At 67.2% G+C, this 26,966-nt stretch carries 26 protein-coding genes; 16 read left to right on the forward strand and 10 right to left on the reverse strand.

The annotated features are described in order from the left end of the window. The first annotated feature begins 9 nt into the window (after nucleotides 1-9). From fabG to SLQ33_RS30890, 4 genes are read left to right on the forward strand one after another with little or no spacing between them, the layout of a single operon-like run. Nucleotides 10-750: a 3-oxoacyl-ACP reductase FabG gene (gene fabG, locus SLQ33_RS30875; protein WP_319457742.1), complete on the forward strand. Its 741-nt coding sequence runs from the start codon at nucleotides 10-12 to the stop codon at nucleotides 748-750. Then, on the forward strand, nucleotides 750-1,964 hold the full coding sequence (locus SLQ33_RS30880; RefSeq protein ID WP_319457743.1) for an acetyl-CoA C-acetyltransferase: 1,215 nt from the start codon (nucleotides 750-752) through the stop codon (nucleotides 1,962-1,964). The genes fabG and SLQ33_RS30880 overlap by 1 nt, the downstream gene beginning before the upstream one ends. After that, on the forward strand, nucleotides 1,961-3,154 hold the full coding sequence (locus tag SLQ33_RS30885) for an acyl-CoA dehydrogenase family protein (RefSeq protein ID WP_319457744.1): 1,194 nt from the start codon (nucleotides 1,961-1,963) through the stop codon (nucleotides 3,152-3,154). The genes SLQ33_RS30880 and SLQ33_RS30885 overlap by 4 nt, the downstream gene beginning before the upstream one ends. After that, nucleotides 3,138-3,818, forward strand: a complete 681-nt coding sequence (locus SLQ33_RS30890; RefSeq protein ID WP_319457745.1) for a GntR family transcriptional regulator — start codon at nucleotides 3,138-3,140, stop codon at nucleotides 3,816-3,818. The genes SLQ33_RS30885 and SLQ33_RS30890 overlap by 17 nt, the downstream gene beginning before the upstream one ends. Here the strand turns inward: SLQ33_RS30890 and SLQ33_RS30895 are convergent. The 9 genes from SLQ33_RS30895 to SLQ33_RS30935 are packed head-to-tail and all read right to left on the reverse strand — an operon-like array spanning nucleotide 3,815 to nucleotide 13,542. Then, complete coding sequence (locus tag SLQ33_RS30895; RefSeq protein ID WP_319457746.1) at nucleotides 3,815-5,311, reverse strand: class I adenylate-forming enzyme family protein; 1,497 nt, start codon at nucleotides 5,309-5,311, stop codon at nucleotides 3,815-3,817. The two genes, SLQ33_RS30890 and SLQ33_RS30895, sit on opposite strands and share 4 nt — an antisense overlap. Beyond that, the gene (locus SLQ33_RS30900) at nucleotides 5,311-6,132 is read right to left on the reverse strand and encodes a mycofactocin-coupled SDR family oxidoreductase (RefSeq protein ID WP_319457747.1); all 822 of its coding nucleotides are present in this window, start codon (nucleotides 6,130-6,132) and stop codon (nucleotides 5,311-5,313) included. Before SLQ33_RS30900 ends, SLQ33_RS30895 begins: the two co-directional genes overlap by 1 nt. Next, complete coding sequence (locus SLQ33_RS30905) at nucleotides 6,129-6,539, reverse strand: PaaI family thioesterase (RefSeq protein WP_319457748.1); 411 nt, start codon at nucleotides 6,537-6,539, stop codon at nucleotides 6,129-6,131. The genes SLQ33_RS30900 and SLQ33_RS30905 overlap by 4 nt, the downstream gene beginning before the upstream one ends. Nucleotide 6,540: 1 nt before the next feature. Then, complete coding sequence (locus SLQ33_RS30910) at nucleotides 6,541-8,061, reverse strand: long-chain fatty acid--CoA ligase (protein ID WP_319457749.1); 1,521 nt, start codon at nucleotides 8,059-8,061, stop codon at nucleotides 6,541-6,543. Then, nucleotides 8,054-9,619 (reverse strand): class I adenylate-forming enzyme family protein, encoded by a 1,566-nt coding sequence (locus SLQ33_RS30915; protein WP_319457750.1) that lies wholly within the window; start codon nucleotides 9,617-9,619, stop codon nucleotides 8,054-8,056. Before SLQ33_RS30915 ends, SLQ33_RS30910 begins: the two co-directional genes overlap by 8 nt. Further along, nucleotides 9,612-11,108, reverse strand: a complete 1,497-nt coding sequence (locus tag SLQ33_RS30920) for a class I adenylate-forming enzyme family protein (protein WP_319457751.1) — start codon at nucleotides 11,106-11,108, stop codon at nucleotides 9,612-9,614. Before SLQ33_RS30920 ends, SLQ33_RS30915 begins: the two co-directional genes overlap by 8 nt. Then, nucleotides 11,108-11,887: an enoyl-CoA hydratase/isomerase family protein gene (locus SLQ33_RS30925; RefSeq protein WP_319457752.1), complete on the reverse strand. Its 780-nt coding sequence runs from the start codon at nucleotides 11,885-11,887 to the stop codon at nucleotides 11,108-11,110. Before SLQ33_RS30925 ends, SLQ33_RS30920 begins: the two co-directional genes overlap by 1 nt. Continuing rightward, entirely contained in the window at nucleotides 11,887-12,699 is an 813-nt protein-coding gene (locus tag SLQ33_RS30930) for an enoyl-CoA hydratase/isomerase family protein (protein WP_319457753.1), read from the reverse strand. The genes SLQ33_RS30925 and SLQ33_RS30930 overlap by 1 nt, the downstream gene beginning before the upstream one ends. Before the next feature lie 24 nt (nucleotides 12,700-12,723). Beyond that, on the reverse strand, nucleotides 12,724-13,542 hold the full coding sequence (locus tag SLQ33_RS30935; RefSeq protein WP_319457754.1) for an enoyl-CoA hydratase/isomerase family protein: 819 nt from the start codon (nucleotides 13,540-13,542) through the stop codon (nucleotides 12,724-12,726). A gap of 129 nt (nucleotides 13,543-13,671) precedes the next feature. On the opposite strand from SLQ33_RS30935, the gene SLQ33_RS30940 reads away from it, so the two are divergent. The 5 genes from SLQ33_RS30940 to SLQ33_RS30960 all read left to right on the forward strand — a co-directional run bounded on the left by SLQ33_RS30940 (nucleotide 13,672) and on the right by SLQ33_RS30960 (nucleotide 18,480). Then, nucleotides 13,672-14,331, forward strand: a complete 660-nt coding sequence (locus tag SLQ33_RS30940) for a PaaI family thioesterase (RefSeq protein ID WP_319457755.1) — start codon at nucleotides 13,672-13,674, stop codon at nucleotides 14,329-14,331. Next, a complete protein-coding gene (locus SLQ33_RS30945; protein WP_319457756.1) occupies nucleotides 14,328-15,110 on the forward strand; it encodes a FadR/GntR family transcriptional regulator in 783 nt (260 codons plus the stop codon). Before SLQ33_RS30940 ends, SLQ33_RS30945 begins: the two co-directional genes overlap by 4 nt. Before the next feature lie 19 nt (nucleotides 15,111-15,129). Then, nucleotides 15,130-16,014: an enoyl-CoA hydratase/isomerase family protein gene (locus tag SLQ33_RS30950; protein ID WP_319457757.1), complete on the forward strand. Its 885-nt coding sequence runs from the start codon at nucleotides 15,130-15,132 to the stop codon at nucleotides 16,012-16,014. Between the two features lie 79 nt (nucleotides 16,015-16,093). After that, entirely contained in the window at nucleotides 16,094-17,269 is a 1,176-nt protein-coding gene (locus tag SLQ33_RS30955) for a thiolase family protein (RefSeq protein ID WP_319457758.1), read from the forward strand. 26 nt (nucleotides 17,270-17,295) lie between these two features. After that, nucleotides 17,296-18,480 (forward strand): CoA transferase, encoded by a 1,185-nt coding sequence (locus SLQ33_RS30960; protein ID WP_319457759.1) that lies wholly within the window; start codon nucleotides 17,296-17,298, stop codon nucleotides 18,478-18,480. A gap of 4 nt (nucleotides 18,481-18,484) precedes the next feature. Here SLQ33_RS30960 and SLQ33_RS30965 read toward each other — a convergent pair whose 3' ends face one another. Then, nucleotides 18,485-19,273, reverse strand: coding sequence for a TetR/AcrR family transcriptional regulator (locus tag SLQ33_RS30965; RefSeq protein ID WP_319457853.1), 789 nt, complete (start codon nucleotides 19,271-19,273; stop codon nucleotides 18,485-18,487). 457 nt (nucleotides 19,274-19,730) lie between these two features. Here SLQ33_RS30965 and SLQ33_RS30970 point away from each other — a divergent pair, with 457 nt between their 5' ends. The 7 genes from SLQ33_RS30970 to SLQ33_RS31000 all read left to right on the forward strand — a co-directional run bounded on the left by SLQ33_RS30970 (nucleotide 19,731) and on the right by SLQ33_RS31000 (nucleotide 26,964). Continuing rightward, nucleotides 19,731-20,492, forward strand: coding sequence for a crotonase/enoyl-CoA hydratase family protein (locus SLQ33_RS30970; protein ID WP_319457760.1), 762 nt, complete (start codon nucleotides 19,731-19,733; stop codon nucleotides 20,490-20,492). A 22-nt stretch (nucleotides 20,493-20,514) separates the two neighbouring features. Further along, nucleotides 20,515-21,312 (forward strand): SDR family NAD(P)-dependent oxidoreductase, encoded by a 798-nt coding sequence (locus SLQ33_RS30975; RefSeq protein ID WP_319457761.1) that lies wholly within the window; start codon nucleotides 20,515-20,517, stop codon nucleotides 21,310-21,312. 12 nt (nucleotides 21,313-21,324) lie between these two features. After that, a complete protein-coding gene (locus SLQ33_RS30980) occupies nucleotides 21,325-22,332 on the forward strand; it encodes a dihydrodipicolinate synthase family protein (protein ID WP_319457762.1) in 1,008 nt (335 codons plus the stop codon). A 99-nt stretch (nucleotides 22,333-22,431) separates the two neighbouring features. Beyond that, complete coding sequence (locus SLQ33_RS30985; RefSeq protein ID WP_319457763.1) at nucleotides 22,432-23,256, forward strand: enoyl-CoA hydratase; 825 nt, start codon at nucleotides 22,432-22,434, stop codon at nucleotides 23,254-23,256. After that, nucleotides 23,253-24,509, forward strand: coding sequence for an amidohydrolase family protein (locus SLQ33_RS30990; RefSeq protein WP_319457764.1), 1,257 nt, complete (start codon nucleotides 23,253-23,255; stop codon nucleotides 24,507-24,509). Before SLQ33_RS30985 ends, SLQ33_RS30990 begins: the two co-directional genes overlap by 4 nt. Nucleotides 24,510-24,511: 2 nt before the next feature. Continuing rightward, the gene (locus SLQ33_RS30995; protein WP_319457765.1) at nucleotides 24,512-26,125 is read left to right on the forward strand and encodes an acyl-CoA synthetase; all 1,614 of its coding nucleotides are present in this window, start codon (nucleotides 24,512-24,514) and stop codon (nucleotides 26,123-26,125) included. Next, nucleotides 26,122-26,964: an amidohydrolase family protein gene (locus SLQ33_RS31000; protein ID WP_319457766.1), complete on the forward strand. Its 843-nt coding sequence runs from the start codon at nucleotides 26,122-26,124 to the stop codon at nucleotides 26,962-26,964. Before SLQ33_RS30995 ends, SLQ33_RS31000 begins: the two co-directional genes overlap by 4 nt. The last annotated feature ends 2 nt before the right edge of the window (nucleotides 26,965-26,966 follow it).

A 26,966-nucleotide genomic window follows, 5' to 3' on the forward strand; every position in this document is an offset into this window, starting at 1 on the left:
GGAACGCTCATGGCATTGCTTGACGGACGAACCGCGGTGGTCACCGGCGGGGCACAGGGGATCGGCTTCGCCATCGCCGAGCGCTTCGTCGCGGAGGGAGCGCGCGTCGTGCTCGGCGATCTCGATCCCGACGCCACCGACGCCGCCGTGCAGAAGCTCGGCGGCGTCGCAGTCGTACGGGCGGTGCGGTGCGACGTGACGAAGGCCGACGACGTCGAGGCTCTGGTCAATGCCGCCGTCTCGGAGTTCGGTGCGCTCGACGTCATGGTCAACAACGCGGGCATTACCCGTGACGCCACCATGCGCAAGATGACCGAGGACCAGTTCGACCAGGTCATCGCCGTCCATCTGAAGGGCACCTGGAACGGCACGCGGCTCGCAGCGGGCATCATGCGCGAGTCGGGAGGGGGCTCCATCATCAACATCTCGTCGATCTCCGGCAAGGTCGGCCTGATGGGCCAGACCAACTACTCGGCGGCCAAGGCGGGCATCGTCGGGATGACCAAGGCTGCCGCCAAGGAGGTCGCGCACCTGGGCGTGCGCATCAACGCCATCCAGCCCGGTCTCATCCGCTCGGCGATGACCGAGGCCATGCCGCAGAAGATCTGGGACGCCAAGCTGGCCGAGGTGCCGATGCAGCGCGCCGGTGAGCCGAGCGAGATCGCCTCCGTCGCAGTGTTTCTCGGATGCGAGTTGTCGTCCTACATGACGGGCACGGTGCTCGAGGTGACCGGCGGGCGGTACATGTGATGCGAGACACCGTGATCTGCGAACCGGTGCGTACCCCGATCGGGCGGTACGGCGGAATGTTCGCCTCGCTCACGGCGGTCGACCTCGGGGTGGCGGCGTTGCGGGGACTCCTAGAGCGCACCGGGGTCACGCCTGACGACGTCGAGGACGTCATCCTCGGGCACTGCTATCCCAGCATGGAGGCGCCCGCGATCGGCCGCGTCGTCGCGCTGGACGCGGGTCTTCCGGTGACGGTGCCCGGCATGCAGTTGGACCGTCGGTGCGGGTCGGGGTTGCAGGCCGTGATCCAGGCCTGCATGCAGGTGACCACCGGGCAGCACGACCTCGTCGTCGCAGGCGGCACCGAGTCGATGAGCAACGTGGTGTTCCACTCCACCGACATGCGTTGGGGCGGAGCCCGTAGCGGGGTCAAGGTGCACGACGCGCTGAGCCGGGGCCGCACCATGGCGGGCGGACGGGACTACCCGGTGCCCGGCGGCATGCTGGAGACCGCCGAGAACCTCCGCCGCCAGTACGACATTCCCCGCGCCGAACAGGACGAGCTCGCGGTGACGTCGCACCGCCGCGCCGTCGCCGCACAGAAGGATGGCCTGCTGGCCGACCAGATCATTCCGGTCACGGTGACCAGCCGCGCGGGTGACGAGGTGATCGACACCGACGAGCACCCGCGCGCCGACACCACGGTCGAGGCGTTGAGCAAGCTCAAACCCGTCCTGCTCAAGCAGGATCCGGAAGCCACCGTCACGGCGGGCAACTCCAGCGGGCAGAACGACGCGGCATCGATGTGCATCGTGACCACGACCGACAGGGCGGCCGAGCTGGGGCTGACCCCGCTGGTCCGGTTGGTGTCCTGGGGCGTCGCGGGGGTCCCGCCCAACGTCATGGGTATCGGTCCGGTGCCCGCGACGGAACTGGCGCTGACCAAGGCCGGTCTGACGCTCTCGGACATCGACCTCATCGAGCTCAACGAGGCGTTCGCCGCACAGGCGCTCGCCGTCATGCGGGAGTGGAAGTTCACTCCCGTCGATCTCGACCGCACGAACGTCGCGGGTTCCGGCATTTCGCTGGGCCATCCGGTGGGTGCCACCGGCGGCCGCATGCTCGCCACCCTCGCCCGTGAAATGCATAGGCGTGGAGCGCGATACGGCCTGGAGACCATGTGCATCGGTGGCGGCCAGGGGCTGGCCGCCGTATTCGAAAAGGTGGAGGCATGACCAAACTCGCGCAGACGATCGGGCTGACCGAGGTACAGACCGAGATCATCTCCGCCGTTCGGCAGTTCGTGGACAAGGAGATCATCCCCAACGCTCAGGAACTCGAGCACTCCGACACCTACCCACAGCACATCGTCGACGCGATGCGGGAGATGGGCTTGTTCGGACTGATGATCCCCGAGGAGTACGGCGGGCTGGGCGAGTCGCTGCTCACCTACGCGCTGTGCGTGGAAGAGCTTGCGCGCGGATGGATGAGCGTGTCCGGGGTGATCAACACCCACTTCATCGTCGCCTACATGCTGCGCCAGCACGGCACCGACGAGCAGAAGCAGCGGTTCCTGCCTCGGATGGCCACCGGCGAGGTGCGCGGCGCCTTCTCGATGTCCGAGCCGGAGTTGGGCTCCGACGTCGCGGCCATTCGCACCAAGGGTGTGCGCAATCCCGACGGCGGCTACACGATCACCGGCCAGAAGATGTGGGTGACCAACGGCGGGAGCTCCACGTTGGTCGCCGCGTTGGTGAAAACCGATGAGGGACAGGCCAAACCGCACCGCAACCTCACGGCCTTCCTCGTCGAGAAACCCGCGGGCTTCGGCGAAGTGGCACCGGGACTGCTCATCCCCGGCAAGCTCGACAAGCTCGGATACAAGGGCGTCGACACTACCGAGCTCGTCTTCGACGGTTACCACGCCGCCGCCGACGACGTGCTCGGCAATGCGCCAGGGGAGGGCTTCTTCCAGATGATGGACGGCATCGAGGTTGGCCGGGTCAACGTCTCGGCGCGGGCCTGCGGAGTGGGCATCCGCGCGTTCGAGCTGGCGGTCAGATACGCCCAGCAGCGCAGTACGTTTGGCAAGCCGATCGCCGAACACCAGGCGATCGCATTCCAGCTCGCCGAGATGGCGACCAAGGTCGAGGCGGCGCACCTCATGATGGTCAACGCCGCGCGGCTCAAGGACTCGGGGGAACGCAACGACGTCGCCGCAGGAATGGCGAAATACCTTGCCAGCGAGTTCTGTTCGGAGGTCACGCAGCAGAGCTTCCGAATCCACGGCGGATACGGCTACTCCAAGGAGTACGAGATCGAACGGCTCATGCGCGACGCGCCGTTCCTGCTGATCGGCGAGGGCACCAGCGAGATTCAGAAGACCATCATCAGCAAGAGTCTGCTCAATGAGTACCGCATCTGAGCCGGAGTTCGCGGCCAGGCCGCAGCTGTCGGACGACGTCGCTCGTTACGTCCGTCGACGGATCTTCAACGGCGAGTACCCGGCAGGTGAGTACCTGAGGTTGGACCAACTGGCCGTCGAGCTCGGCATCAGCGTGACCCCGGTCCGCGAGGCGCTGCTCAACCTTCGCGCCGAAGGCCTGTTGGTGCAGCACCCCCGGCGCGGGTTCATGGTGCTGGAGGTCACCGCGCGGGACCTCGCCGACGTTGCGCGCGTGCAGGTGTTCATTGGCGGTGAGCTGGCGGCGCGGGCCGCCGAGCGCATCACCGCCGAGCAGCTCGCGACGATGGGTGCCATCCAGGACGAGCTGGAACGGGCCTACGAACTGGGCGACCTGGATCGCATGGTGCGGCTCAACCACGAGTTCCACCGCACCATCAACGTGGCCGCGGACTCGCCGAAGTTGACGCAGTTCATGTCGGGAATCACCCGGTACGTACCCGAATCGGTGTTCCCGACGCTGGCGGGGTGGCCCGAGCAGTCGACCAAGGACCACCGTGCCGTCATGTCCGCGTTCGAACGGCGTGACCCGGAGCTTGCCCGCGCCGCGATCGCTGAACACTTCACCGTCGGTGTCGGGCCGCTCACCGAGCACCTGATCGAACGGGGCGTCATCCGCCCCTAGTCCGCTGGTCGGAATAGCGCAGCCACCTCGGTCGGCCTGACCTTCATCGCCGCGTTGCGGGGCAGTTCGTCGACGCACGCGATCGCCACGGGCACGTGGTAGCTCGGCAGCGCGTCGCGAACCAGGTCCTTCAACTCGGCTTCGGTCGGGATGCGAGCGCCCCGCTTGACTTCGATTGCGGCGAAGGGCACTTCGCCGAGCCGACGGTCGGGCACGCCCACGACGGCGGCGTCGCGCACCGCAGGGTGACAGATCAGCACCCGACGTACCGTCTCCGGCAGGATCTTGAAACCGCCACGGTTGATCGCGCCGTCACCGCGCCCGTGAATGGTGATGAAGCCGTCGGCGTCGATCGACGCCAGGTCGGTGGTGCGGATCCACTCCTGGCCCATGACGTCGACCCTGGCCTCGAGAAACCCCTTGGTACCCAACGGAACTTCGGCCCCCGACTCCGGGTCCACGACGCGGACCGCAACACCCGGCAGTGGCCTACCCGCGCTGTCGGGTTTCGACTTGCCGTACCGCTCGTACAGGTCGGGCGTCCACGCGCACACCGAGCCCGCGAATTCGGTTGCGCCGTATGCCCACAACACCGGGATCCCGTACCGCCGCTCGAACTCGTCGCGCACGGCCTGCTCGAGGGGGCCGGCCCCGCCGACGAGGCACTCCAGCGATTCGAGGTCTTCTGGCGGCACGTCGGCATCCAGCAGCATGCGCACGATGGTGGGTTGCGCACCGCCACGTCGGATGCGGTAGTCCTTGACCGCCCGGACCCAGTCGTTGACGGTGAACTTCTCCAGCAGCACCAGGCGCCTGCCGAGGCATGGACCGGCCAGCAGCTGGCACGCGCCGCCGATGTTGCCGATCGGGAGGAAGACGACGTCCGGCGGATCATCGCGAGCCGGCAGCTGCCCGTGGGTGATGCTGCGCACGGTGTGCTCCAACACCTCTGTCCCGATCGGTATTCGCTTCGGCGGACCCGTCGTGCCGCTGGTGAGGACGTGGATGCCCGCCTCGCGAAGCGTCGAGCCGGGGCCAACGGGTGGTCGACGCGCGGCGAGCAGCTCGACCCGAGGTTCGTCCAGCGCAAGCGCGATCGCCGCGGTGCCGGTGCGCCGCGCCGCGTCGATGACGGGTGCGGTCCAGTCCTCACGATCGGCGACCACCGCGGCGAGCTGCAGCGTCTCGACGTCGTCGGCGATCGATCGCGCCGACTGGTAGCTGTAGATCATCACGACCGGCCGACCCGTCGCGACGAACCCGAGGATGGCCGCCGCGTGCGGCACCCGGTTGCGTACCACCACGCCGATGGGTTCGCCTGCGTCGACGCCTGCCTCCCCGAGCGCGGTGTCGAGGCGTACCCGGAAGGCGCCGACGTCGTCGCCCGAGTACCAGGTGCGCTCGAACTCGATGAACGCACCTGCGCCGTATCCGGCTAGGCCGCGGGCCAGGTTTTCCGCGAAGGACTCTGAACGACCGGTCAGCGCAACCATCAGTACTGCGTCGTCCCTCCGTCAACGGGGATCGCGGCGGCGGTGACGAACTTCGACTCGTCGCTGGCCAGCCACAGCACGGCGTCGGCGATGTCATTGGCTTCGGCGATGCCCATGGTGAGGAAGCCGAGCAGCATGCTCGACAGCTGCGGGTACGACTCCATGGTCCGGCCGATCTCGGCGACCATGTCGCCCGAGCCCATGTCGGTGGCGACGGGGCCGGGGTGCACGCTGTTGACGCGGATCGAATGCCTACCCAACTCGGCAGCGAAAGCGCGGGCCATGCCGGTCACGGCGTGCTTGCTGGTGGTGTAGTGCACCATGAACGGCTGCATCTTGAGCCCCGCGGCGGAACTGATCAGGATGATGGACCCGCCGCGGCCGCCGTCGATGATGTGCTGCGCTCCGGCCATCACCGCGTTCCAGGTGCCCGTCACGTTGACGTCGATGACGTCGCCCCAGGACTCGGGGGTGATCTCGGCCCAGGTCTGCGGGACCGCGATCCCCGCGTTCGCGACGATCACGTCGAGCCTGCCGAACTCGGCGACCCCATCGGCGACGGCCTTTGAGAGTCCGGCATGGTCGCGGGTGTCGACGACGGAGGCGAGGATGCGACGGCCGGTGGCCTCGACCAGCCGAACGGTCTCGTCGAGGTCCGCGCGGGACGCGGGGTCGTACTTGACGCTTGGCGCGACCCGACCCGCAAGGTCGACGGCGATGACGTCGGCACCCTCCTGGGCCATCCGCACCGCGTGCGCCCGGCCCTGTCCCCGCGCCGCGCCCGTGATGAAGACGACCCTGTTCTCGAGCTTGCCCGTCACTGTGTTTCCTCTCGTTGATTGCGCCGTATCGTGGCGAAGTTCACGGTGGCGATGGCGGCCAGCTGCTCGTCGGGAAGGCTGACGATGTCGACCTGCATGATCAGGGATCGCCTGCCGGAGTACACGACTCGCGCGACCGCGCGTGCGGAACCCACCTTGACGGGGCGCAAGTAACGCACACTGAGGTCGGATGTCACGACACTGACGTCGGGTGGAATGACCTCCATGGCGAGCTTGCCCGCCGCGACGTCGACGAGGGTCGCTAGCAGCCCGCCCTGCAGTCCACCGTTGGTGTTCTTGACGTGCGGGGCCACGGGTAGCTCGACGACGAGGTCGCCGTCGGCGTTGCGGTAGTCGTGGAATCCGATGGTCTGGAAGAGCTCGAAGATGGATTGCGGTGCCGTCATCTCACTGCCCTACTTCCGTTGTCGCGGTGAGCATCTCGCGGAGTCGACGGATGTCGACCTTGCCCGTCGCACCCCGGGGGACCTGCTCGTTGGAGCTGACCAGTACCCACACCGTCGGCACCTTGAAGGAGCTCAAGGTCTTTCGTGCCGCGGCCCGCAGATGATCCGGCGTATGGCCAATGTCGCACACCACCACGGCGCCCACCCGATCGCCCTGCTCGCTGCGCACGTTGGTGACGAACGCGGCGTCCACCCCGTCGAGGGTGCGCAACGCCGCCTCGACCTCGCTTGGGTACAGGGTGGCGCCGCTGACCTTGAACATGTCGTCGGACCTGCCGTGGTAGAACATGAACCCGTCGGCGTCGAGGTGCCCGAGGTCGCCGGTGGGGTAGTAGCCGTCGACGGTGAACACCTCCTCTCTGCTGAGCCGGCAGATTCCGCGCAGCGTGTGGGGTCCCCGGACCTGGATCTCGCCAAGTTCGCCGATCGCGACGGGCTGGCCGTCGTCGACGTCGACGATGCGAACCTCCATGCCCGCGAACGGCTTACCGCAGCTGCCCCATGCGGACTTCGGCATGTCGGTGTCGGCGGCATGTCCGCAGTACGGCCCGAACGTCTCGGTCATCCCGAACAGCTTGGCGCGCGCGCCTGGCGCTGCCCTCTGGTCGGCGGGCAACAGCGCCTCGAGGCTGCCCGGCTTCAGCGCGGATAGGTCCGCATCGGCGGAATCAGCTTGGCGGGCCAGGGTTTCGGCCTGGTCGGGCCAGCCGCGGAACAACGTGACCCGCTCGCGTTCCAGCAGCGCCAACGTGGCTTCGGGCTGCGGCGTCGGCTCGGTCACCAATGTGGCGCCCGCGAGCAGTGCGGAAAGGATGCCGCCGCCGAAGCCGCCGACCCAGAAGAACGGCATGGGTAGGTAGAGCCTCGTGTCGGAGTCGATGCAGCGTGGCGCCAGGCTGGAACGGACCGCGCCGAGTGCGCTTCCGTGAGAGTGGATGACGCCCTTGGGCATTCCGCTGCTGCCCGACGTGAATATGATCGCCAGGGGATCGCTCGGGTCCACTGACGAGGCGAGTGCGCAGGCAACGTCGCAGGCGGCGCTGTCGGCGGTCAGCCCGGCGATCGCGTCCACGCTCCAGATCTGCCGTAGCGCGGGTAGGGTGGGTAGCTCGTCGAGGTAGCGGTGACCGCGGAACTCCTCGACGCTGACCAGGAACTGCACGGCGGCCACGCGCAGCTGGGCAACGAGTTCGCGCGGCTGCAGTAGCGTGCTCAAGGGAACCAGCACCGCGCCGACGCGCGTGAGCGCCAGCGCAAGCCGCACCCAACCGACGCCGTTCGGCATGATCAGCCCGACCCGGCTGCCCTTTCCGACACCGGCCGCCACGAATGCGGCCGCCAACTCCCGGGTGGTGGAATCCAGTGCCGCGTACGTGATTCGATCATCCGGATCGATGACCGCCAGTTTGGCCGCATCGGTGGCCGCGCGGTCGGTCAGCAGTCCGTCGATCGTGTCACGCATCGAAGAGTCCCGGCAGTCGGCGGCCGTCGACCTTGCCACTGGACAGCTGCGGGAGTTCCGCGGCCGGTATCGCAACGATGCGGCGGGGGATCTTGAACGACGACAACTCGCGCGCGAGTCCCTCGCGCAGCGTGCGCTCGTCGAACGGCTGATCGTCGGCCAGCGCGATCACCGCGGCAACCACCTCCCCTCGTTGGGCGTCGGGCAGGCCGATGACGTGGGCCACGGCGCCGGTCAGCCGGCCGATCGCGTTGGCGACCTCGACCGGTGACACGTTGGCGCCCGCCGTCTTGATCATCGCTGTCCGTCTGCCGAGGAAGTACAGGAATCCGTCGACGTCGGCGCACACCATGTCACCCGTGTGGAACCAGCCGTCGCGGTCGAAGCACTCCTCGCGACTGCGCCGGTAGTACCGCTGCATGACGAACGGTCCACGGATGCAGAGCTCGCCGGGCTCGCCGGCGCCCACCGGCTCACCGGAGTCGGGACCGACGATCTTCGTATCGAAACCCGCTGCGGGCCTGCCGAACGAGCCCCGGCGCTGCTCGGGTTGATCCGTCTCGTCGCCGCTGAGCAGCAGGGTGCTGCCCGCCTCGGTCATGCCGAGCATGTTGTGCCGCAGTTCGGGATCGGCTGGTCGCGCCTCCGGCGCCATGATCGGGTACAGGTTGCCGCGCCGCATCGACGACAGGTCGCGATCGCCGAAGCTGGGATGCTTGGCGAGGTGCGCGATGGTGGCTGCGAAGCCATTGGTCATCGTCGGCCGTTCCGCTTCCAGAAGGTCGAGGGTGCGGCCCGCGTCGACGGCGTTGGAGCACACCAGCGTCGCGCCGGCGACCAGCGTGGCGAGCAGGCCGAACCCGAGCCCCCCGATCCAGAAGAACGGCGAGTTGCAGAACAGCGTGTCGGCTCGGGTCAGCCCGCGGATCTCGTTGAGGTTGCGTTGATGGGTGAGCAATGCGGCGTGCGTGTGCACCGCACCCTTGGGCGCGCTGGTGGAGCCGGACGTGTAGACGATGGTCAGCGAGTCGCCGCCGACCACGTCGTCCTCGGCGGCATGCAGCAGCTCCATGTCGATGGATTCGCCTGCCCGGCAAAGCCGTTCGACGTCGAACACGACGTGACGCAGCTGCGGAACGCCTGGGCGCATCAGTCGTTCGCCCGCCGTGATGTCGCCGTCGAGCACCTCGGCGAGGCGTGCCACGTAGTCGTGGGAGCGATACCCCTTGGCGGACAGCAGAATCGCGACGTCTGCGTCGACCAACTGCTCGCGGAGTTCGCGCGCGGTGGCGAAGGTGGTGAAGGGAATGACCACCGCGCCGATCCGGGCCGCGGCCAACATCGCCACCACGAAGGCCGAACCGTTGGGTTCCAGGATTCCGACGTGGGTACCCCGTCCGGCTCCGAGCGCGAGCAGCCCCCGGGCAAGGGCGGCCGAGCGCCGTTCGGCGTCGACGTAGCCGAGCCGGTCGTCGTCGCAGACCAGCAGCGGATGCTCACCGCGTGCCCGAGCCTGCTCGCGGATGACGCCGCCCACCGTCGTCGGGCCTTCAGGCATGGTCGCCCTGCGCGGCGGACGCCGCCTCGGTGAAGTGGCGCCGCACCGCGGTGAGATCGGCCTTGCCCGACGGCGTGCGCGGGATGTGCGCGACGATGGCGAGCTCGGTAGGGATCTCGTACCGGGCCAATCGGGTGTCGAGGTAGCCGGCCAACTCGTCGGAGTCGAGGGAGGCGCCGTCGCGCAATTCGACCATGGCGACCGGGGTTTCGCCCAAGCGGTCGTCGGGGAGTCCGACCACCGCAGCGCCCAGCACGGCGGGGTGCTGCTCCAGGGTGGTGCGCACGTCGTCCGGCATCACCTTGAAGCCGCCGCGGATGATGGCCTGGTCGGCGCGGCCGAGTATCCACAGGAACCCGTCGGCGTCGATGCGTGCCAGATCGGTGGTGCGGATCCAGTCCACGCTGGGCCCCAACTGACCGGGCTTGACCTCGAGCAGGCCGGGTTGGTCGGGTCCGACCGGGTTGCCGGCGTCGTCGACGACCCGCAGGTGCGCGCCGAGCGTGGCCCGGCCGACGCTGCCCCGCTTGGTGGTCCAGAACTCGCGGTGGTCGGCCAGCGACCAGCCGGCCACACCGCCGCCGAATTCCGTTGCTGCATAAGAGGTCAACACGGGGATGCCAAACTTCTGGGTGAAGGCGTCGGCATCGTCGGCGGACAGGGGAGCGGTGCCGGACGTGACCGCGGCGATGCTGCTCAGGTCGTCGCGGGTGAGCTCGGAGTGCAGCACCATCCGCAGTGCGGCGGGCACAAGCGACACGGCGCGCGGCCGGTGAGCGCGGACCGCTGCGGCCCAGCGGTCGAGTTCGAAGCGCGCCAACAGCACGAACGAGCGGGCCTCGGCGACGCATTGCAGCACGCGGAAGACCCCGCCGATGTGGACGAGCGGCGCGTTGACGATGGCGACCCCGCGACGGGGCGCCGAGGGTGCTTTCACCGCGGATGGATCGACGCCCATCACGCTGCGCGCGAGCATGTCGTAGGTGAGGTCGATGCGCTTGGGCGGGCCCGTGGTTCCGCTGGTCAGCATGCGCACGGCCACTCCCGGGCGGCCCGGGTCCGTCGTGGCGGCGGTGGCCGGGCGGACGGCGGGTGGTTCGTCGAGTTCGGTGATCGTCACGACGGTGGTTCGCGGCGAGGGGGTGACGAGTGCGGCGACGTCGTCGGGCGTGCCGACAAGCACGCGCAGGTCGAGCGTTTCGATGTCGGCGCGCGTGCGCTCGTCGCCTCGCGATGGGTTGATGACGACGAGCGTGGCGCCGGCCATCAGCAGGCCGAGCAGAGTGGCCACGTGGGGTGGGCGATTGCGCAGCAGGACGCCGACCGACGGCGGTGGCCCGCCGTCTTGCGGGGTGACGAGAGTTTCGATGCGGCACGCGAATTCGGCCAGTTCGCCCCACGTCGACCATCGGTCCTCGTACTCGATCGCGGGTGCATCGGGAGCGAGGGCGAGCACGTCGGCGATCCGCTCGCCGAGCGGATGCGCCATCAGCGCACCCGCGGTGGGCGGCGCGGACGGTCTGGATCGAGTTCGGCCTTGCCCAGTGCGTTGCCGAGCCGGGTGTAGATCAATCCTTGGTCGAGCGCGGCGCGGTAGGGCTTGTCCAGTGACTCCCAGATCGCCTTCACCGTGCCCTGGGTGGCCGAGGTCGGATGCGCGGCGATCAAGCTTGCGATGTCGTGGGCGCGCGCCCACAGCGCGTCGGCGTCGACGACCTCGGTGACCAGTCCGATCCGTAGCGCGGTCTGCGCACTGAGCCGTTCGTCGTTGCCGGTCAAGGCTATTCGCAGCGTCTCACCGAGGCCGATCTTGCGCATCAGCCCGACCGGTTCGAGCGCGCAGACCAGCCCCGCGCTCACATGCGAGTCGAAGAACGTTGCGTCGGTGGAGCAGATCACCACGTCGGACTCGTTGACGAAGTAGAACGCCCCCGCGGTGCACATGCCCTGCACGGCGCACACGACTGGCTTCCACATCTTCTGCCACTTGGGGCTGAGGAATTCGCCGGGATCTTCGTGGTTCCACACGCTCGACGGTTGGCCGTATGGCGTCTTGACGTCGAGCCCGGCGGAGAAGGCCCGTTCGCCCGCCGCCCGCAGTACCACCGCGTTGACCCGGTCGTCGAGTTTGATGTTGCGCCAGACGTCGGCCATCTCGTGGCACATGGTGCGGTCGAAGGCATTCAGCCGGTCCGGACGGTTCAACGTGACGGTGGCGACGCGCGCCGACTCGTCGACGTCGAGCAGGACGGTTTCGTAGTCGCCCATTACCGACACTGCCAGTTCGGTGCCCGCTTCTCCATGAACGCCTTCGGCCCCTCGAGGGCATCCTCGGTGCGCACCACGCGCTCGCGGAACGTCTCGGCGAGGATCTCGGCGTCGTGCAGCGGCAGGTCGAGCGTCTTGTGGATGGCCAGGCGAGTGCCCCGAACAGCCAGCGGCGCATTGGAGTTCACGATGTCGGCGATCTCGTGGGCCCGCTCCAGCAGTCGGTCGTGCTCGACGACTTCGCTGATCATGCCGAGGTCGTAGGCGCGCTGCGCGCTCATGCGTTCGTGCTTGCCGACGAGTGACATGCGCAGCGCGATGTTGCGCGGCAGCACGCGGGCGAGCCGCACCATCTCGCGCCCCGCGACGAGCCCGATGGACACGTGTGGATCGAAGAACGTCGCCTTGTCCGAGGCGATCACGATGTCGCCGGTGGTGACCCAGTCCAGTCCTGCGCCGCAACACAATCCGTTGATCGCGGCGAGCACCGGCTTGGCCATGGTCCGAAACGGTGGGGTGCCCTCCTGCGGAGCCTCCCACTGGTCGTAGGTGGACAGATAGGGCCGTTCGTAGATGACCTTGCCGTCCGCGGGGATCTCCGAGACGTCGGCGCCCGTGCAGAACGCGCGGCCCGTGCCGGTGACGACGAGCAGCCAGACCGCGTCGTCGCTTTCTGCTTCGTGGTAGGCGGCGCGCAGCTCGGTGATCATGTGTGGGCTGAGCGCGTTCAGCGCGTTCGGCCGGTTCAGCGTGATCGTCGCCGTGTGCCCGTCGACCTCGTAGCCGATGTCGTCGTACGGCTTATCCGCCATGTGGGAGTCCCTTCGTGGTCACGGTCATCGGCCTTGGAAGTCTGGTGGCCGGCGGTCGCGGAAGGCCGCCAGACCCTCCTTGAAATCAGCTGTTCGGCAGGACAGTTCGAGGTTGAACAACTCCTGCTTCATGGCTTGGTCCAACGCGGCGTGCTGACCGGAGTTGATGGCCTGCTTGGCCAACCCGAGCGCGACCGTCGGCCCCGCGGCAAGTCGCGTCAGCAGCTCCTCGGTGGCCGCGTCTAGCTGCTCGGGTGCGACTGCGTCGTGAACCAGTCCCCAGTCGGCGGCGTCGGCGCCGGATACCCGCTCGCCGAGCAGCAGCATCCGGCGGGCTCTGGCCACTCCGACGAGTCGCGGCAGCAGCCACGTCGAGCCCGAGTCGGGGGAGAAGCCGCGGGTCAGGAACGGCTCCCAGAAGACCGCGTCGGTGGTGGCGACGGCGAAGTCAGCCGCCAACGCCAGATTGCAGCCCAACCCCACGGCCCACCCCCGGACACTGCACACCACCGGCAGCGCGATGGTGTGAAGCAGTTCGACGATGCGGTTGGCCGTGAGCGGAACCCGACGGACGAGGTCGCCGGTACGAGGGCGCTGGCCACCCGCGTTGGTGTTCACCCAGTCCGCGCCCGAGCAGAAGTCGTCGCCTGCGCCGCGGAGGTGAATCGCGCGCAACTCGTCGTCGGTGGAGGCCTCGGTCAGCAGGTCGACGAACTGGTCGACCATGTGATGGCTCAGGGCGTTTCGGCGTGCGGGACGGTCGAGCACGATGTGCAGGATCGCGCCGTCGCGGATACCCGTCACCGACCCTGCATCGTCGCTCGGGTCGACTTCCTGAGTCACGGTTGAGGTGCCCTTCCCCGGTGGTACGGATAACCCTACAGTAGGAGATTCGATTGCTATCCTGTATAACTTAGCAAGGAAAGGCCGCCGACGGAAGATTCGGTGTGCGGAGGCAGAACGGGGTGACGGATGTCCGACGGTCCTCGCTTCGGTGAGCAACCGCTGCCGCAGACCGTCGCCGCGGCCGCATCGATGCGCAGGCTCACCAGCCTGTTGCTGTCCCTCGAGCACGACCACCCGACCGTCGAGGCGATGCTGACGCGATTCGCCGAGTGGGAAGCGGAGTTGTCACCGGACGTGCCAGGAGACCCGACGCCACGCATGGGCTCGGATCCCGACGGCGCACACCGCGTCTACCTGCAGCACGCAGTCGACATCGGTTCGTTCAATCCGTGCTTTCCCACCTACGAATTCGACCGACTGGAACCGGATTCGGCCGCCGGCCGGGTCACCTTCCCCGTCGCGTACGAAGGGCCGCCGGGATTGGTGCACGGCGGGTTCCTCGGGGTGTTCTTCGACTGCATCGTGCAGCACCACAACTGCGCCACCTCACCGTCGGGCATGACGCGGACGATGACCGTGACCTATCGCAGGCCGGTGCCGTTGCTCGTCGAACTCCATTTCGACATCGTGCGCATCGAGGTCGACAGGATCGTCACCTCGACGGCGCGGCTGCTGCTCGATGACGAGGTGTTGTGCATCGGCGAGGTCGACGCCGTCGTGATCCCTCCAGAACGGTTGACGGGGTTCGACTTCGGGTCGCGACGTAGCACGGCGGCGTCGTCGTGAGTACCGCGCGCATCCGTCAACCGCGGGTGGCGGAACTGGTCGCGTCGCGGCTGCGGGACGACATCCTGTCCGGGCGGCTGAAGGAGGGCGACGTGCTGCCCTCGCAGGAGGCGCTCTTCTCCGAATTCGGGGTCAGCCCGCCCGCGGTGCGCGAGGCGATCCACATCCTGGAGTCCGACGGCCTGATCTCGGTGCGACGTGGCAACGTCGGCGGCGCGGTCGTGCACCTTCCGTCGTCGGAGCGCACCGCGCACATGATCAGCATGGTGCTGCAGACCCGTGGCGCGTCGCCCGGCGACGTCAGCGAGGCGCTTATGCACATGGAACCGGTGTGCGCGGGGTTGTGCGCCGCGCGGGCGGACCGACTGACCACCGTTCTGCCGCACCTCGAAGCCGAACTCGACACGCAGACTGCGCAATTCGACGATGTGACGCAGTACGTGCCCAACGCGCGGCGCTTTCACGAGACGCTGGTCGCGCGGTGTGGCAACGAGTCGATGATCCTGCTGATCGGCTCCCTCGAAGTGATCTGGTCGGCGCACGAATCCGCCGTGTGGAGTGGCGAGGGTGGAGCCGTTAGCGAGGACGAGGCGACGCTGGCCAAGATTCGACGTGCGGCACTTCGTGATCACCACCGCATCGTCGACGCGATCCGTGACGGCAACCAGGCCCGCGCGGTGAAGCTGGCCGGTGACCACCTCGCGGCCGCGCGCCGAAACACATTGGGCCTAGGCAAGGCCGCCAAGACCATTGAGGCGAAATTCATTTCGCACGTGTGACTGAAAGGACCTTCGACTCGTGACGACACCCTCCAGTGGAGACGACCGCGTGCTCTTCGAGGTCGATTCGGAGCTCCGGATCGCCACCATCACGTTCAACAATCCCAAGCAGCGCAACTCATACGACGCCACCATGCGCGACGCCGTCGACCGCTGCCTCGATGTCGTGGCCGAGGACGACGACATCACGGTGGTTTTGCTACGGGGCGCAGAGGGCGTGTTCTCGACGGGCGCCGACATGAACAACGCGTACGGCTGGTACGGCGAGGGTGGCGGTGAGAAGCCGGCCAAGAGTCGGCCCAGCCAGCGTCGTCGACTTACGGTGGACCGCAAGTCCTTTGGCTTCTACCACAACCTGATGGGCTTCCCGAAGATCACGGTGGGGGAGATCGGCGGGTACGCGCTCGGCGGCGGATTCGAGATGGCGCTCATGACCGACATCTCCGTCATCGCGCGCGACACCAGGATCGGCATGCCCGCCACGCGGTTCCTCGGCCCGGCGCTGGGCAGCCTGCACATGTTCTTCCATAGGCTCGGCCCTGTGCTGGCGCGGCGCATGCTGCTCACCGGCGACATCATCGAGGCTGGCGTGGTCGAGCACCTCGGTGTGTTCACCGAGACGTGTGCACCCGAGGCCGTGACCGCCAGAGCCTGGTACTGGGCGCAGAAGGCGGCGAAGATGCCTGCCGACGGCGTCGTGATCGCCAAGGAGGCGTTCCGGCTGGTCGAGCAGAGCCAGGCGTATCAGGGCGAGGAGGTGGCCAGCTACCTGTTCCACGCCTACGGCACCAACCTGCAGTTCGCCGAGGGCGAGTTCAACTTCGTCAAGACCCGTGCTCAACACGGCACCAAGGAGGCGTTCCGGCTACGCGACGAGCACTTCCACGTGCCGGAACCCACGTGATCACCCTCACCTACTGAACCCGATACAGTATCTGCTATTTTTGTAAAGTCGCTCAACTCAAAACCCGAGGTCGTGAGATATGCCAACACCTGTCATCGTCGGAGCTGTCAGGACTGCGATCGGGCGGTCCTTCAAGGGCACGCTGGTCAACACACCCCCCGAGACGCTGATCACTACGGTCCTTCCCGAGGTGATCCGCCGGTCCGGTATCAACCCGGATGACATCGACGACATCATCTTCGCCGAATCGCACTACGGCGGCGGCGACCTCGCGCGCTACGCCGCAGACGCGGCGGGCCTGCAGCACGTGCCCGGGCAGTCGGTCAACCGGCACTGCGCGGGCAGCCTCACCGCGATCGGCAACGCGTCCGCTCAGATCGGCTCTGGCATGGAACGCGCCCTGATCGCCGGTGGCGTGCAGTCGCTGTCGATGACGCCGCTGACGAATTGGCGCATTCCCGGCCCCGAGCTCAAGTTCGAGGAGCGATGGATGCCGCCGACCCACGTCGAGACGCCCGACGCGCCCACCAAGGACATGTCGATCACCGTCGGATGGAACACCGCGCAGGCGATGGGCATCACCCGCGAGGAGATGGACGCGTGGGCCGCGCGGTCGCATCAGCGTGCCGTCGCAGCCCAGGACGCGGGCAAGTTCCTCGACGAGATCGTCCCGCTGAAGGTGGAACTCCCCGACGGCTCCGTGATCGACTTCAGCGTCGACGAGCATCCCCGCCGCGACACCACGGCCGAGAAGCTGGCCGGACTCAAGGTGATCCACCCCGAGATCGAGGGCTTCTCCATCACCGCAGGCAACGCCAGCGGTACCAACGACGCGTGCGCCGCCGTGGCGGTGACCGACCGCGACTACGCGGTAGCTCAGGGGCTCAACGTCATGGCCACGGTGAGGGCATGGGGTGCCGCCGGTGTTGCGCCGCGCGACACCGGTCTTGGCGCCGTCAAGGCCATCGGCAAGGTCCTCGACAGGGCCGGCCTGAAGCCCTCCGACATCGCGCTGTGGGAGATCAACGAGGCGTTCGCGTCCGTTCCGATCGCGGCCGTCAAGGAGTACGGCCTCGACGAGGAGTTGGTGAACTTCTCCGGCAGCGGCTGCAGCCTGGGGCATCCCATCGCCGCATCCGGTGCGCGCATGGTCACGACGCTCGTCTACGAACTGCAACGACGTGGTGGCGGCATCGGCATGGCAGCCATGTGCGCCGGTGGTGGCCAGGGCGGCGCCGTCATCATCGAGGTCTAGCGCCCTTCGACGCGAGGGGTAGACGCATGGTTGGCGTGCTCGATGGGTTGCGGGTGCTCGACTACGGACGGTTCATCGCCGCGCCGTGGTGCAGCGCACTGCTGGCAGACATGGGCGCCGACGTGTTGCGGGTGGAGAAGCGCGAAGGCGGCGAGGACCGCTGGGTACAGTCCGTCGCCGCCGGAGGTGAAGGCGGCACCTTTCTGCAGTGCAATCGCAACAAGCGCTCGCTGACGCTGGACTCGACGACGCCGGAGGGTGCGGAGATCACGCGTCGACTGGTCGCACGATCGGACGTGGTGATCGCCAACATGCCGTTGGCGGGGTTGCGCGCCAGCAAGATTGACTACCCCAGCCTTCGCGAGATCAAGCCCGACATCATCCTGGCCAGCGCCACCGCCTACGGCGAGGGTGGACCATACAGCGAGCGCATCGGTTTCGACGGTGCAGGCCAAGTGATGTCGGGCGCGACGTACCGTCAAGGCCTGCCCGACATGCCGATCCGAACCGTGGTGCCGCAGGCCGACTTCGGCACCGCACTGACGATGACCATCGGCGTGATGATGGCGCTCTACCACCGCAGCCAGACCGGCGAGGGGCAGCACGTGGAGGCGGCGCTGCTCCCGACCGCGCTGATGCTCTCCAATGCCTTCCTCATCGAGCGCCACCTGTTGGGCGTCGACAAGCCGCGCATGGGCAACCGTGGGACGTCGGTGGCGCCATGCGATCTCTACCGGGTGACGGACGGCTGGGTGCTGCTTCAAGTGGCCGGTCAGCCGATGTTCAAGCGCTGGTGCCGGATGATCGGTCGCGACGACCTGATCGATGACCCGCGCTTCGTCGACGACGACTCGCGCTGGGAACACGGCGACTTCCTCAACGACCTGATGCAGGACTGGTGTTCGGGCAAGACCAAGGCCGAGGTGTTGGCCACCCTCGAGGCGGCGAAACTACCCGCGGCGCCGATGCATTCGACGCAGGACGTGCTCGAGGACCCACACATTGCGGCCATGGGATACCTCAAGCCGGTGCCGTTTCCCGGTACGTCCCGTGACGTCCCGATCATCGAGACGCCGTTCCGCATGTCTGCCACCCCTGGCACCATTCGCCACCGGGCGCCGCTGCTCGGTGAGCACACCGACGAAGTGCTCGCCGAGATCGGTTACGGCGCAGCCGAAGTCAACGACCTCCGCGGTGGCGGGATCGTCTGATTCCTCAGCGGGCCGCGGTCGGCTTGCGGCGCGGAGCGGCGGCCTTGCGGCGTTGCGGGGCAGCGGACTTGGCGGCCGTGGACTCCTCGATCAGCCGGGCGGCATGGTCGAGGATGCAGTCGAGGCCGTACTCGAAGTTGTTGTCGTCGGACGCGCCGATGCGATGACCCTCGCTGGTCACCCGGGCCAGCAGCGGCGCCGTCTCGGGATCGATGACCATGGCCTCCTCGAAGTCGCCAGGGCCACCATCGGCGGACCGGTTCTTGTCGTAGAGCCGCTGCAGTACCACCGACCCACGTACGTGCACCGACACCGCCGAGTACGTGTCGAAGGCGTCCTCCGGCGACAACCCGGCCTCGGCCAGGCTCTCGATGGCCTTCTCGACGGCGACGACGCCGAGCTTGGCAGCGCGCGGACTGAGGGCCGAGCGGATGAGGATCAGATCGCACAGAATCGGGTTGCCGAGGAACGTCTTTCGCATGGTGCGCGCGTGATTGCGCAACGTCTCGCGCCAATCCTTGGCCTCGACGTAGGGCGTGGCGAACACGTACTGCCGCAGGGCGCGGTCGGTCATCGCGTTCAGTAGGTCGTCCTTCTTGCGGAAGTACCAATAGATGCTCGTCACGCCGACGCCGAGATGCTTGCCCAACAGCGGCATGGAAAGGTTGTCGATGCCGAGTTCCTCGGCGAGCTCGAACGCACCCTTGATGATGTCGTCGGGGTTGATGGAGCCGCGTTCGCGTCGCTGACGCTTGTCTGCGGTCGCTTGCTTGGCCACGCGTGGCACCTCCATCGAACTCGACATCGCTCGCACGACCCCATCGGGGCGGCTGTGCGTCAATCTACCGGCAACTGCCAGGTGAACAGGGGCTACAAAGGCGTGTCGCTGCTCACCGTTCCCGACGAGCTTACCGGTAGGCATCCAGTTGCGTATTCGTCATTCGCTTCGTCGCAACGTTCGTGCAGCTAGACAAGCTTTTGGGCCCATCGCGGAGTTCGCGGCGGCTCGTCGAGACCTGAGCGCTCGAAGCGGGCCTCGGCCCACCAGTCCGGAAGCCCTGCGTCCGGCCAGACGCTGCGACGAAAGATACTGCGCCGCACGATGATCGGTCCTCGCTAGCCGATCGGTCACGCGTGGGGCGGACACCGGGGCGGGCCGGCTCGCTGTGCCGGTCTGCGAGTACCGAAAGACCTATAGTAAGTTTCACCGCGTAACCATTCTGGGTGGACGACCAAGTGAATGAGGCAACGTGGCCGACGAAGTTCTGACAGAGCGCCAGGGGCGCACCCTCGTCATCACCATCAATCGCCCGGAGGCGCGCAACGCGTTCAACCTCGCCGTTGCGCAGGGCCTCGCCGATGCGATGGATGAGCTCGACGACACTCCGGAGTTGTCGGTGTCGATCGTCACCGGTGCGGGCGGCACCTTCTGTGCGGGTATGGACCTGAAGGCCTTCATGGCCGGTGAGGTGCCCGCGATTCCGGGCCGCGGGATCGGGTTCACCGAGCGTCCGCCGCGCAAGCCGGTGATCGCCGCCGTGGAGGGCTACGCCCTGGCGGGCGGCACCGAGATCGTGCTGGCCACCGACCTCGTCGTGGCCGCCAAGAACGCGAAGTTCGGCATCCCCGAGGTCAAGCGCGGACTCGTCGCCGCAGGCGGCGGTCTGCTTCGACTGCCGCACCGCATTCCGTATCAAAAGGCCCTCGAACTCGCGCTGACCGGTGACAACTTCACCGCCGAGGAGGCCTCGGCGTGGGGCTTCGTCAACGTGCTGACCGAGCCCGGCGAGGCGCTCGCCGGGGCACTCGCGCTCGCCGAGCGCATCACGGCGAATGGCCCGTTGGCGGTGGCGGTGACGAAGGAAATCATCGCCAAGTCGGCAGGCTGGAGCGAGGAAGAGATGTGGAAGAAGCAGCAGGAGTTGATCCTGCCGGTCTTCTCGTCGAAGGACGCGATGGAGGGCGCCACCGCCTTCGCCGAGAAGCGCGCGCCGAACTGGACGGGCACGTAAAGCACTGCGGCTAGGTCGCATCGTGGATCTGGGCTTCGCGAACGCCACCGCCGTCGTCGTCGGTGGCGGCCGCGGAATGGGGTTGGCCACCGCTCGCTGCCTTGCCGAGGACGGCGCCCGCGTGGCGCTCGTCGGGCGGTCGGCGGAAGTGCTCGATGCGGCCGCCGAGGAACTCGGCCAAATCGGCAGTCCCGACGCCATCGGCGTGGTGGCCGACATCGGTGACGCCGCGCACGTCGACGAGGTGTTCGCGGGGTTGGGTGAGCGGTGGGACGGCCAGCTCAACGTGCTCATCAACACCGTGGGACCAAGCGCCGCAGGCACGTTCGAACAACTCACCGACGAACAGTGGCGCGCCGCCGTCGACGACGGCGTGATGGGCATGGTGCACTGCGTGCGCTCGGCGTTGCCGCTGCTGCGCAACGCGGAGTGGGCCCGCATCGTCAACTTCTCGGCGCACTCGACGCAACGCCAGAGTGTGATGCTGCCCGCCTACACCGCCGCCAAGTCGATGGTGAACAGCGTGTCGAAGAATCTGTCGCTCCTGCTGGCCAAGGACGAGATCCTGGTCAACGTCGTCTCGCCCGGCAGCATCGCCTCCGAGGCCCTGCTTGGCTGGGCCGACTCGGTGGGTGTCGACGGCACCGACCCCTACAAGCTGATGGACGCCATCGACGAGCACTTCGGGCACCCGGCCCACCTGCCCCGCGCCGGGCTGCCGACCGAGATCGGCCCCGTCGCGGCGTTTCTGGCGTCGCGGCGCAATTCGTACATGACGGGTGCCAACGTGAACGTGGACGGCGGCTCGGATTTCACCTGAGGGGAGCAAGTCATGGCAACAGCCAAGGACGCACGTGAGTGGGCGCGCGGCGCGATACGGGGGATCGGTGACTCGCTCTACACCCCGTTCGCGGGAACCGACGGCGACGACATCGACTGGGACGCCTATAGCACGCTGGTGCGATACTGCGTGGGCGAGCTCGGGCACGAAATGCTCTGGTGTACCAGCGGTCTCGCGGAATTCTGGGCACTCACGCTCGACGAGCGCAAACGCCTGCTCGAGGTCGCGATCACCGAGGCGCGCGCCATCAATCCGGACGTCGTCATTCAGGCGTGCACGTCGACCACTGCCGCAAAGGACTGCCTGGAGCTCACCCGGCACGCGCAGGAGGCCGGTGCCGACATCGTGTACATCCAGACGCCGGTGATGGAAACCCACGGTGGCGAGGGCGTGCTGAACTTCTTCCGCTACATCGCCGATCGCACCGACATCGCGCTGGGAATGTTCAACTCGCCGTCCTCGGGATACGTGCTGACCGCGCAGGAGAGCGCGCGCATCGCCGCCGAACTCCCCGCCGTTTGCGCCACCAAGGAGGGCGCCTTCCGCCCGGCGAACAGTCGTCGGCTACACGAACTCGCTCCCGAACTCCTGATCTGGGAGTGTGACACCACCGTCTACCGGGCCGGCTGGCTGCGCGACGGCATCGTCTGTGCGGCTCAGCTCGGCACCGCCGGCTATCTGTTCGAGACGCCCGCCCGGCGGCTGTTCACCGAGTACTGGAACCTGGTGTGGGACGGAAAGCTCATCGAGGCAATGGATTACGCACGCGTGACGGGCATGGACCAGTTCGAGCTCGACCGCGGGTCCTGGTACATCTGCTACCCGGGTCGACCGGAGTACTTCACCCACTGGGGCGGCGCGTTCAAGTACGCCGCGTCGGTCCTCGGCCTGCCCATCGGTTCGTACCCGCATTCGCGGCCTCCGCAGGCCCTGTTGCCCGACGAGGCCAAGACCCAGATCCGGGGGGCCTACCAGCGCTTGGGCCTGCTCGACGACTGATCCGGAGCGCGCCAGCCGCCTTGCGGAAGGCTGTACCGATAGGTGTACAGTATGTGCATACATCCAGCCTGAAGCCACTTTCGAGGGAGTCGACGAGCAGTGACCGTGTCCGATCGCGCCGAGCCCGTGTTGTTCGAGCTCCTGGACAGCGGGGTCGCGGTCGTGACGCTGAACCGGCCCGAGCGGATGAACGCCTGGGGCGGGGGGATCGCCGGCGCTTTTTATCGGTGCATGGACCGCGCCGAGGCGGATCCGGCTGTGCGGGTCATCGTGCTGACCGGCAGCGGCCGCGCGTTCTGTGCGGGTGCCGACATGGGCGACGGCGGCGCCATCGGCGGGGCCACCGTCGGCGACGACACCGATGTGACGAAGTTGGTCGGCGAACGTCATCCGCATTTCGTAACAGGTATGCGCAAGCCGATCATCGCGGCCATCAATGGGGCGTGCGCAGGCATCGGGCTTACTCAGGCGCTGATGTGCGACATCCGGTTCGCCGCCGCCGGGGCCAAGTTCACCACCGCATTCGCGCGGCGCGGGCTCATCGCCGAATACGGCATCTCGTGGATCTTGCCGCGCGTCGTTGGGTGGGGTGCCGCGCTCGACCTGTTGTTGAGTGGCCGCACGTTCTTTGCCGAGGAGGCGAAGGAACTCGGCATGGTCAAGGAAGTGCTACCGCCCGACGAGTTGATGCCGCGCGTGCTGGCCTACGCCGAGGACATGGCTCTGAACTGCGCGCCGAGTGCGATGGCGGTGATCAAGCGGCAGATGTATGACGACGCTTTGCGAAACGTCCACGACACCAGTGCCGATGCCGAGAAACTGATGCACGAGTCGATGCATCGGCCAGACTTCATCGAAGGCATCACTGCCTTCTTCGAGAAGAGACAGCCCAGCTTCCCGCCGCTGAAGGAGGACCTGCCGTGACCAGCGCAAAGCCCCTGGACTACCAGGCGATCGACGTCGACAACCACTACTACGAAACGACCGACTCCTGCACCAGACACCTGCCGAAGGAGTTCAAGCGTCGCGGTGTGCAGATGGTCGCCGACGGCAAGCGCACGCTGGCCGTCATGGGGGAGGTGGTCAACCACTTCATCCCCAACCCCACGTTCGACCCGATCATCGAACCGGGCTGCCTCGATCTTCTGTTCCGCGGCGAGATCCCCGAGGGTGTCGACCCGGCCTCGCTCATGAAGGTCGACCGCATGGCCAACCATCCCGAGTACCAGAACCGCGACGCGCGGAAGAAGGTGCTCGACAAGCAGAACCTCGAAACGGTGTTCATGCTGCCGACGTTCGCCTGCGGTGTCGAGGAAGCACTCAAGCACGACATCGAGGCGACGATGGCGACGGTGCACGCCTTCAACCTCTGGCTCGACGAGGACTGGGGATTCGACCGCCCCGACCACCGGTTCTTGTCGGCGCCGATCATCTCCCTGGCTGATCCGGACAAGGCCGTCGAGGAAGTCGAGTTCGTCCTCGGCCGCGGCGCCAAGAACGTGTGTGTGCGGCCCGCGCCGGTGCCTGGTGTGGTCAAGCCGCGGTCACTGGGCGATCCGCTGCACGATCCGGTGTGGGCCCGACTGGCCGAGGCGGGTGTTCCGGTGATCTTCCACCTGTCCGACAGCGGCTATCTGGCGATCGCAGCGCTGTGGGGCGGCAAGGGCACGTTCGAGGGGTTCGGTAAGAAGGACCCACTCGACCAGATCCTGCTCGACGACAGGGCGATTCACGACTCGATGGCCTCGATGATCGTGCACCAGGTGTTCACCCGTCACCCGAAGCTCAAGGTCGCCAGCATCGAGAACGGCTCCTACTTCGTGTACCGGTTGATCAAGCGGCTGAAGAAGGCCGCGAACACCGCGCCCTACCACTTCAAGGAAGACCCGGTCGAGCAGCTGCGCAACAACGTCTGGATCGCCCCGTACTACGAAGACGACGTCAAGCTGCTCGCCGCAACCATCGGCGTGGACAAGATCATGTTCGGGTCCGACTGGCCTCACGGCGAGGGGCTCGCCGACCCGATGACCTTCACCGCCGACATCCCACAATTCCCCGAGTTCAGCGCCGAAGACACCCGTAAGGTCATGCGGGACAACGCCCTCGACCTGCTCGGCGGCTCAATTGAACCCCGGGTCGCTCCGCTCCTGCCCGCCGGCGCCAACGTCACCGCCTAGCCATGGGCGAATGGACCATCGGCGACGTCGTCGACGCCATCGCCGACGTCATCGGTGACCGCACCATGACGGTATGCGGGGAACGCCGAACCAGCTACGCCGAGCTGGCGGAGCGCACCCGCCGCTTCGCGAACTTCCTGGCCGACAAGGGGTTCGGCGCCCACCGGGAACGCGACGGGTTGGACAACTGGGAGTGCGGGCAGGATCGCGTCGCACTGATCATGTACAACGACCGCTACCCGGAAATGGTCGTCGGATGCCTCAAGGCCCGTACCGTTCCGGTCAACGTCAACCACCACTACACGCCGCGTGAGGTCGCCGAGCTACTCGACTACGTGAAGCCAAGGGCCGTCGTCTACCACCGTGCGCTGGGCGCCAAGTTCGCCGATGTGCTGGCACCGGAGTTGCTCATCTCGGTCGACGACGGCAGCGACGCGCCCGACCTGCCTGGCGCGATTTCGTTGGAAGACGCATTGGCGCAAGGTGATCCGGAGCGCAGAATCGTCGGATCACCCGACGACGTCATCATGTACTGCACGGGTGGCACCACCGGCCGACCCAAGGGCGTGCTGTGGCGGCAAGCCGATTCCTATGTGTCGTCGATGGTCGGCGCCGACCACGCCTCCGCCGTCGAGATCCACGAGAAGGTACGACGCAACGAGGGCGCACCCTGGTTCGCCGTGTCGCCGCTGATGCACGCGGCGGGCCTGTGGACAGTGTTTTCGGGGGCGCTGGCCGGGCTGCCGGTGGTGCTGTACGACGACCGGACCAAGTTCAACCCCCCGGCCGTATGGCAGACAGCGGAACGCGAGAAGGTCGGCCTCATGACGATGGTCGGCGACGCCTACGCGGCACCACTGATCGACGAGCTCAACCAGAACAGCTACGAGCTCTCGTCCCTGTACGCCATTGGAACCGGCGGCGCGGCAACCAATCCCAAGCACGTGGCCGCCTTGCTGGACAAGCTTCCGCAGCTCACCATCATCAACGGCTACGGGTCGTCTGAGACCGGGAATATGGGCTTCGGCCACAACCAGCGCGGTTCTCATCGCGACACGTTCGATCTGCGCGAAGGTGGCACCGTGGTGTCCGACGACCTCGCCAGGTTTGTCGAACCCGGCGATCCCGAGGTCGGATGGGTGGTGCGCACCGGCCGGATTCCGCTGGGCTACTTCGACGACGCCGAAGCGACCCGCAAGACCTTCCCCGTGGTCGGCGGTCAGCGGGTGGTCGTCTCCGGCGACCGCGCCTCGTTGGAGGCCGACGGCACCCTGCGGTTGTTCGGACGAGACTCGTTGGTGGTCAACACCGGCGGTGAGAAGGTGTTCGTCGAGGAGGTTGAAGGCGTGCTACGCGCGCACCCGGGGGTGGCCGATGCGCTGGTGGTCGGACGCGACAGCGAACGGTGGGGCCAGGAGATCGTGGCCCTCGTCGAGACCCAGCCCGGGGAGACGGTCGAACCCGAGGCGCTCCACGCCGCCTGCACGGAGCACCTCGCGCGGTTCAAGGCGCCCAAGGAGATCGTGTTCGTCGACAAGGTCCGCAGGCTCGGCAACGGCAAGGCCGACTACCGATGGGCGAAACGCACTGCAGTGCAACAGGAGTCGCTGGCATGACGCACAACGTTATCGATTGCCTGGTCAACGTGCACTTCGGCGAGACCGCCAAACAGCCGGAGTTCATGCTGAAGGTGCGCGACGACTACTTCAAGGGGCCGAAGTCGCTGTACGAACAGGTCGAGCTGCCCGCGCTACTCGACGAGATGGACGAACACGGCGTGGTCAAGGCCATCCTGATGGACAACCTCTTAAAGCCGTCGGTGACGGCGCGCAAGTTCGTCGAGGAACGGCCCGACAAGTTCAGCCTCGCGATGGGCGGCATCAACCTGCTGCGGCCGGTCGCCGCGCTGCGCGAGCTGGCGGCGGTCGTCGCCGACCTGCCGGTGGCGTATGCAGTTGTCGGACCCAGCTTCTGGGGGGACGGCATGTACCCGCCCAGTGACGCGGTCTACTACCCGCTGTACGCGAAGTGCGCCGAACTCGAACTGCCACTGTGCATCAACACCGGGCTGCCGGGTCCGCCGATCCCCGGCGAGGTGCAGAACCCGATCCATCTGGACCGGGTGTGCGTGCGCTTTCCCGAGCTGAAGCTGTGCATGATCCACGGGGCCGATCCGTGGTGGGACGTCGCGATCCGGCTACTGATCAAGTACGAGAACCTGCGCATCATGACCTCGGCCTGGTCGCCGAAGCGGTTACCCGATGCCCTGTTGCACTACATGCGCACGCGGGGCAAGGAGAAGGTCATCTTCGCATCGGACTGGCCCGTGCTGCGTCAAAGTCGCGTGGTGCCAGAGGCGCTCGCGCTCGACCTGCCCCCCGACGTGCTCGACAACTATCTCCACAACAACGCCGAGGCGTTCTTCTTCGGTGCGCGATCGGACGAGAGGCTCTGAGG

Source organism: Mycobacterium sp. RTGN6, assembly GCF_033804605.1.
Classification (GTDB): Bacteria; Actinomycetota; Actinomycetes; order Mycobacteriales; family Mycobacteriaceae; genus Mycobacterium.

Coding starts and splice junctions, on each gene's coding strand:
- SLQ33_RS30880 (WP_319457743.1), top strand. CDS start 750: ATGCGAGACACCGTGATCTGCGAACCGGTGCGTACCCCGATCGGGCGG.
- SLQ33_RS30965 (WP_319457853.1), bottom strand. CDS start 19,273: ATGGAGGTGCCACGCGTGGCCAAGCAAGCGACCGCAGACAAGCGTCAG.
- SLQ33_RS30995 (WP_319457765.1), top strand. CDS start 24,512: ATGGGCGAATGGACCATCGGCGACGTCGTCGACGCCATCGCCGACGTC.
- SLQ33_RS30915 (WP_319457750.1), bottom strand. CDS start 9,619: ATGCCTGAAGGCCCGACGACGGTGGGCGGCGTCATCCGCGAGCAGGCT.
- SLQ33_RS31000 (WP_319457766.1), top strand. CDS start 26,122: ATGACGCACAACGTTATCGATTGCCTGGTCAACGTGCACTTCGGCGAG.
- SLQ33_RS30940 (WP_319457755.1), top strand. CDS start 13,672: ATGTCCGACGGTCCTCGCTTCGGTGAGCAACCGCTGCCGCAGACCGTC.
- SLQ33_RS30905 (WP_319457748.1), bottom strand. CDS start 6,539: ATGACGGCACCGCAATCCATCTTCGAGCTCTTCCAGACCATCGGATTC.
- SLQ33_RS30885 (WP_319457744.1), top strand. CDS start 1,961: ATGACCAAACTCGCGCAGACGATCGGGCTGACCGAGGTACAGACCGAG.
- SLQ33_RS30910 (WP_319457749.1), bottom strand. CDS start 8,061: ATGCGTGACACGATCGACGGACTGCTGACCGACCGCGCGGCCACCGAT.
- SLQ33_RS30895 (WP_319457746.1), bottom strand. CDS start 5,311: ATGGTTGCGCTGACCGGTCGTTCAGAGTCCTTCGCGGAAAACCTGGCC.
- SLQ33_RS30930 (WP_319457753.1), bottom strand. CDS start 12,699: ATGGCGGATAAGCCGTACGACGACATCGGCTACGAGGTCGACGGGCAC.
- SLQ33_RS30920 (WP_319457751.1), bottom strand. CDS start 11,108: ATGGCGCATCCGCTCGGCGAGCGGATCGCCGACGTGCTCGCCCTCGCT.
- SLQ33_RS30890 (WP_319457745.1), top strand. CDS start 3,138: ATGAGTACCGCATCTGAGCCGGAGTTCGCGGCCAGGCCGCAGCTGTCG.
- SLQ33_RS30960 (WP_319457759.1), top strand. CDS start 17,296: ATGGTTGGCGTGCTCGATGGGTTGCGGGTGCTCGACTACGGACGGTTC.
- SLQ33_RS30980 (WP_319457762.1), top strand. CDS start 21,325: ATGGCAACAGCCAAGGACGCACGTGAGTGGGCGCGCGGCGCGATACGG.
- SLQ33_RS30955 (WP_319457758.1), top strand. CDS start 16,094: ATGCCAACACCTGTCATCGTCGGAGCTGTCAGGACTGCGATCGGGCGG.
- SLQ33_RS30925 (WP_319457752.1), bottom strand. CDS start 11,887: ATGGGCGACTACGAAACCGTCCTGCTCGACGTCGACGAGTCGGCGCGC.
- fabG (WP_319457742.1), top strand. CDS start 10: ATGGCATTGCTTGACGGACGAACCGCGGTGGTCACCGGCGGGGCACAG.